The organism is Kitasatospora sp. NPDC058243 (genome assembly GCF_042882025.1).
Lineage (GTDB): Bacteria > Actinomycetota > Actinomycetes > Streptomycetales > Streptomycetaceae > Kitasatospora.
On sequence record NZ_JBHVWW010000057.1, the window covers coordinates 45,315 to 50,525 of the forward strand.

Here is a 5,211-nt window from a genome sequence, read left to right on the forward strand (position 1 = left end):
AGAAAAAGAAACACACACCGAGAGAGAGGTGGGGTGGGGGGGGGGGGGGGGGGGGGGAAGAAAGAGCGGGGGTGGGGGGGGGGGGGGGTTTTTGGGGCCCCCCCCCCCCCCCCCCCGAAGCTGCGGTGTCAGGCGCCGTTCAGGGCGTAGGTGCGGAAGGTGGCCAGCAGGGGGAGGACTTCGGTCTGGCTCGGGTCCTCGGTCACGGCGCGCATGGAGTCGATCACCGCGTGGGCGATGGCCTTGGTCACCGCCAGGTCGTCCCGGGGTGCGAGGGTGCCCCAGGTCTTCAGTGTCTGGGTGAGCAGGGCGCTCATCCGGGCGCCGATGTTGGAGCTCACCGCGTCGGAGAGTTCGGCGAGCTCCTCGTCGCTCATGGTGGACCGCAGGCCGAAGGCCAGGGCCATCAGGGTGTCCATCGCGTGCTCGCCGTACGCGGCGACCAGCGCCGGGAGCGACCGCTCGTCCGCACCGCCCGCGGCGAGGGCGGACAGCGCCTCGTCGTCGTCCTTCCACGCAGCCTCCAGGGCGGCCAGGGCCCGAAGAGACTCGTCTACCGTCATCCCGTCTGTCATAGGAGGAACGGTATTGAGCCCGTAGCGTCCGAACCCAGGGTTCGGGCGCCGGAATCACACCTTCGAGCGAAGCCGGGCCTATTCGGGCCGGTGGGAGTGCGCGAAGTGCTCCGCGTTCCAGGTGCCGCCCAGCTGGGGGGAGAGCGAGGCGAGGGCGAGGGCGGCGAAGTCCTCGGCGGCTGCGGCGCGTTCCGGCAGGGCGCCGAGCAGCGGGGCGCCGGCCGAGCGCGGCAGGTCGGCGAGGTTGCAGCGCTCGGCGAGCCCGGGGGCGGTGGGCCAGGAGCCGACGAGCACGCCCGTGAGCGGCAGCCGGCGGGCGGCCAGGGCCTCCGCCGAGAGCGCGACGATGTTCAGCGTGCCCAGCCCGGCGGAGGCGACGAGCAGGACCTCGGCCGGCAGCCCGGCGTCCAGGACGGCCCGCGCCTGGTCGGCCAGGGTGCGGCCCTCGTCGTCGTAGCGGACGAGCAGCCCGCCCGCGCCCTCGACCAGCACCAGGTCGTGCCCGGCGGCCAGTTCGGCGACGGCGTCGGCCACCTCGGCGGGGGAGAGGAAGGGCATCCCGGCCCGCCGGGCGGCGGTGTCGGGCGCCAGCGGCTCCGGGTAGCGGACGAGCTCACGGATCGTCAGGTCACCGGCCAGGCGCCGGACTTCATCGGCGTCGCCGGGTTCGCCGGGGGCGATCCCGGTCTGCCCGGGCTTGAGCACCGCGACCCGCAGGCCGGCCTGCAGCGCGGCCGAGGCGACCGCTGCCGTGGCGACGGTCTTGCCGACCTCGGTGTTGGTGCCCGTCATGAACAGGATCCGCGCGCTCATCCGGCCACCGCCGCAGCGGTCACGGCGTCGGCGATGCGTGCCACGTCCTCGTCCTCCGTCACGTAGGGGGGCATGGTGTAGATCAGGTCCCGGAAGGGGCGCAGCCAGACGCCGGCCCGGGCGGCCGCCTCGGTGGCCGCCGGGACGTTCACCGGGTGGTCCAGCTGGACGACGCCGATGGCGCCCTGGACCCGGACGTCCCGGACGCCCGGGAGGTCGGCGGCGGCCGCGAGGCCGTCGGCCAGTCCGGCCTCGATGCGCTTGACCCCGACCGCCCAGTCCTGGCTCAGCAGCAGCTCCAGCGAGGCGTTGGCGGCCGCGCAGGCCAGCGGGTTGCCCATGAAGGTCGGCCCGTGCGCGAGCACCGGCATCTCGCCGCGGCTGATGCCGTCGGCGATCTCGCCGGTGCACAGCGCGGCGGCGAGGGTCAGGTAGCCGCCGGTGAGTGCCTTGCCCAGGCACATCACGTCCGGCGAGACGCCCGCGTGGTCGGCGGCGAACAGTGCGCCGCTGCGGCCGAATCCGGTGGCGATCTCGTCGAAGACGAGCAGCACCCCGTACCGGTCGCAGAGTTCGCGCAGCATCCGCAGGTAGGCGGGGGAGTGGAACTGCATCCCGCCGGCGCCCTGCACCACCGGTTCGACGATGACGGCGGCCAGCTCGTCGGCGTGCCGGGCCATCAGCTCCTCGAACTCGGCCGCGTACCCGGCGTCGAGCGGGGCGTCGAACCCGGCCGGCGGCTGCGGGGCGAACAGCTGCCCGGGCAGCACCCCGCCCCACAGGTGGTGCATGCCGCCGTCCGGATCGCAGACGGACATCGGGTGGAAGGTGTCGCCGTGGTACCCGCCGCGCCAGGTCAGCAGCCGGCGCTTGGCCGGGCGGCCGGTGGACTGCCAGTACTGGAGGCACATCTTCAGCGCGACCTCGACGGCCACCGAGCCCGAGTCGGCGAGGAAGACGTGCTGCAGCGGCTCGGGCGTGATCTCGACCAGCGTCGCCGCCAGCCGGACGGCGGGCTCGTGGGTGAGCCCGCCGAACATGACGTGGCTCATCCGCCCCAGCTGCTCGCGCACGGCCTCGTCCAGCACCGGGTGCCGGTAGCCGTGGATGGCCGCCCACCAGGACGACATCCCGTCGACGAGCTCGCGCTGCCCGCCCGCGACGGGCTCGGCGAGGCGCAGCCGGACCCCCGAGGCGGATTCGACCACGTACGGGGTGGCGGTGCCGGGCATCGGCCCGTACGGGTGCCAGACGTGGGCGCGGTCGAGGGTGAGCAGCGTGTCCGCGGACAGCTGGGGCATGATGCGTCAGTCTCCAGAACTATCAGGCATTGGGCGCGAGTTCGGTGCCGGCGCCGCGCAGCCGGACCTTGACGAGGTCGCTGCGCAGCTCCCCGTCCGAGGCGTCCGAGGCGGCGTCGGCGTCGGCGTCGGCGTCGACCGCGACGGGGGCGTCGGCCGGCGCGTGCGCGTGCCCGCCGCACGGGCCGCAGCCGCCGCCGCTGCCGCAGGCCGAGGCCGCGGTGCCGCAGGAGGAGGCCGCCGCGACGTCCGCGCGGTGGCGGGGCAGGGTGGCCTCGCCGGCGCCCTCGACCTCGAAGCCGGCGTCCTTGATCATGTCGAGGTCGGTCTGCCCGGCCTGGCCCTCGCTGGTCAGGTAGTCGCCGAGGAAGATCGAGTTGGCGACGTGCAGGCCGAGCGGCTGCATCGAGCGCAGGTGCACCTCGCGGCCGCCGGCGATCCGCACCTCGGTGTCCGGGTTGACGAAGCGGACCATCGCCAGGATGCGCAGGCAGCGCTGCGGGCTGAGGTTCCACTCCTTGGCGAGCGGGGTGCCCTCGAACGGGATCAGGAAGTTGACCGGGACGGAGTCCGAGCCCAGCTCGCGCAGCGCGAACACCACGTCGACCAGGTCCTCGTCGCTCTCGCCCATGCCGGCGATCAGGCCGGAGCAGGCGGACAGGCCCGCGCCGTGCGCCTTCTGCACGGTGTCCACCCGGTCCGCGTAGGTGTGGGTGGTGGTGATGTCGCCGTAGGTCTTCTCGGAGGTGTTGAGGTTGTGGTTGTAGGCGTCGGCGCCGGCCGCCTTCAGCCGCTCCGCCTGGTTGTCGGAGAGCAGGCCGAGGCAGACGCAGATCTCGACCTCGGGGTCGGCGTCCTTGATGGCGGCCATGGTGTCGGTGACCCGGTCGATGTCGCGGTCCGTGGGGCCGCGGCCGCTGGCGACCAGGCACACGCGCTTGGCGCCGCCGGCCACCCCGGCGCGGGCCGCCTCGGCGGCCTGGTCGGGCTTGAGCCAGGTGTACTTGAGGATCTCGGCCTTGGAGCCCAGCCGCTGCGAGCAGTAGTTGCAGTCCTCTGGGCAGAGCCCGCTCTTGAGGTTCACCAGGTAGTTGAGCTTCACGCGCCGGCCGAACCACCTCCGGCGGACCTTGCCGGCCGCGGCGACGACGTCCAGCAGCTCGTCGTCGGTGGTGGCGAGGACGGCCAGCGCCTCCTCGCGGGTCGGGACTTCGCCGCGCAGGCCCTTGGCGGTGAGGGTATCGAGCAGATCCATGGGGCCGATCCTGCCTGGTGGCGCTCGAATGGCGCCAGAGGGAACCCGCCAGAAGATCGGCGGAAGGATGTGCCACTTGCCACAGTGTCGAAGCTCACGGTGTCGTCGCTGGTCACGAGCTTGACGCCGGTGCGAATCGGAGGTTACCGGCCGGTAGGGTGCGGTCGCGGCGAAGGGCCGGGGAGACCGGCGCAGGGCGGTCGCCGGTGCGCGTGCCGGACGGTCGCGGGCGCCGGCACGCGGCGGTGACCGGCAACCCCCCCACCCCGTGATCCACGCCACCCGACGGTTGCTTAGAATCTGCGCCATGACCACGCAGGGGGAGCGCACCCCGACTCCGGGAGAGGGCCAGAACGGCCAGGCAGTGCGGCGGACCGGCGGGGCCCCCGCCGGCGCGGGCACGGACCTGATCGGCAGTCGGGTCGGCGGCAGGGGCAGGCGGCTGACGGCCCGCCGGGCCGTGGGCTGGGTCGTCGTGGTGGGAGTGGTGGCCGCCGGCGGATGGATCATCACCCGCCCGATGCCCGGCGACTACATACCCGGGCTCGGCCCGTCCAGCAAGGACGCGGCCAGGACGCCGCCGGTGGTGGGGACCCCGCCGCCGCGCACCGACCCCGAGGGCCTCAATGCCGACAGCCTCTTCCCCGCCCAGCGGCCGGTCGAGGCCGCCGGGTACAAGGCCCGGCGTGGCGCCATCCGGCAGGGCGGCAACTGCACCGAGGTGCTGCAGGACCGCACCCAGGAACTGCTCAAGGACACCGGCTGCCAGGCCTACCTGACCGTCAGCTTCACCGGCCAGGACCGCCCGGTGCTCAGCAGTGTCACCGTCCTGCGCTTCGGCGACCAGGCCGCCGCCACCCGGGCCGCCGACACCCTGCGCGGCAAGCCCGGCGCGCTCGCCTTCATCCTTCCGGACACCAACGCCGCCCCCGCGCCGTCCTCCGGCGGGCCCAAGTCGGCCGAGCCGCGGGTCGAGGCGGTCGGGCACTACGTGACGGTGGTGAGCTCCCGGCTCAGCGACGCCCGCACGCCCGGCCCCGGCACCCAGTCCACCCCGGCCTCGACGCCGTCGGGCCCGGCGCTCACCACCGAGCAGACCCTGGAGGAGGCGACCCGCGCGCTCTCCTACGCGGCGGGCGCGCCGTTCGTCTGGATGTGACGCCGCGGCGGGGCCCCCCCCCCCGGGGGGGGGGGAGCCCCAAAAAGGGGGTGGGGGGCTCTCCGCCCCCCCACCCATCCCCCCCCATGGCCCCCCAAACCCCCCCAC

5 protein-coding genes are annotated in these 5,211 nt (G+C 74.2%); 1 reads left to right on the forward strand and 4 read right to left on the reverse strand.

The window, feature by feature from the left end:
* Positions 1-128: 128 nt before the first annotated feature.
* The 4 genes from ACFVX9_RS29445 to bioB all read right to left on the reverse strand — a co-directional run bounded on the left by ACFVX9_RS29445 (position 129) and on the right by bioB (position 3,944).
* The gene (locus tag ACFVX9_RS29445; protein WP_380345197.1) at positions 129-563 is read right to left on the reverse strand and encodes a hypothetical protein; all 435 of its coding nucleotides are present in this window, start codon (positions 561-563) and stop codon (positions 129-131) included.
* 90 nt (positions 564-653) lie between these two features.
* Positions 654-1,388, reverse strand: coding sequence for a dethiobiotin synthase (bioD, locus tag ACFVX9_RS29450; RefSeq protein WP_380485045.1), 735 nt, complete (start codon positions 1,386-1,388; stop codon positions 654-656).
* Positions 1,385-2,689, reverse strand: coding sequence for an adenosylmethionine--8-amino-7-oxononanoate transaminase (locus ACFVX9_RS29455; protein WP_387984414.1), 1,305 nt, complete (start codon positions 2,687-2,689; stop codon positions 1,385-1,387). The genes bioD and ACFVX9_RS29455 overlap by 4 nt, the downstream gene beginning before the upstream one ends.
* A gap of 22 nt (positions 2,690-2,711) precedes the next feature.
* Positions 2,712-3,944 (reverse strand): biotin synthase BioB, encoded by a 1,233-nt coding sequence (gene bioB, locus ACFVX9_RS29460; RefSeq protein WP_387984416.1) that lies wholly within the window; start codon positions 3,942-3,944, stop codon positions 2,712-2,714.
* 307 nt (positions 3,945-4,251) lie between these two features.
* Between bioB and ACFVX9_RS29465 the strand changes: the two genes are divergently transcribed.
* Complete coding sequence (locus tag ACFVX9_RS29465) at positions 4,252-5,103, forward strand: hypothetical protein (protein ID WP_387984417.1); 852 nt, start codon at positions 4,252-4,254, stop codon at positions 5,101-5,103.
* The last annotated feature ends 108 nt before the right edge of the window (positions 5,104-5,211 follow it).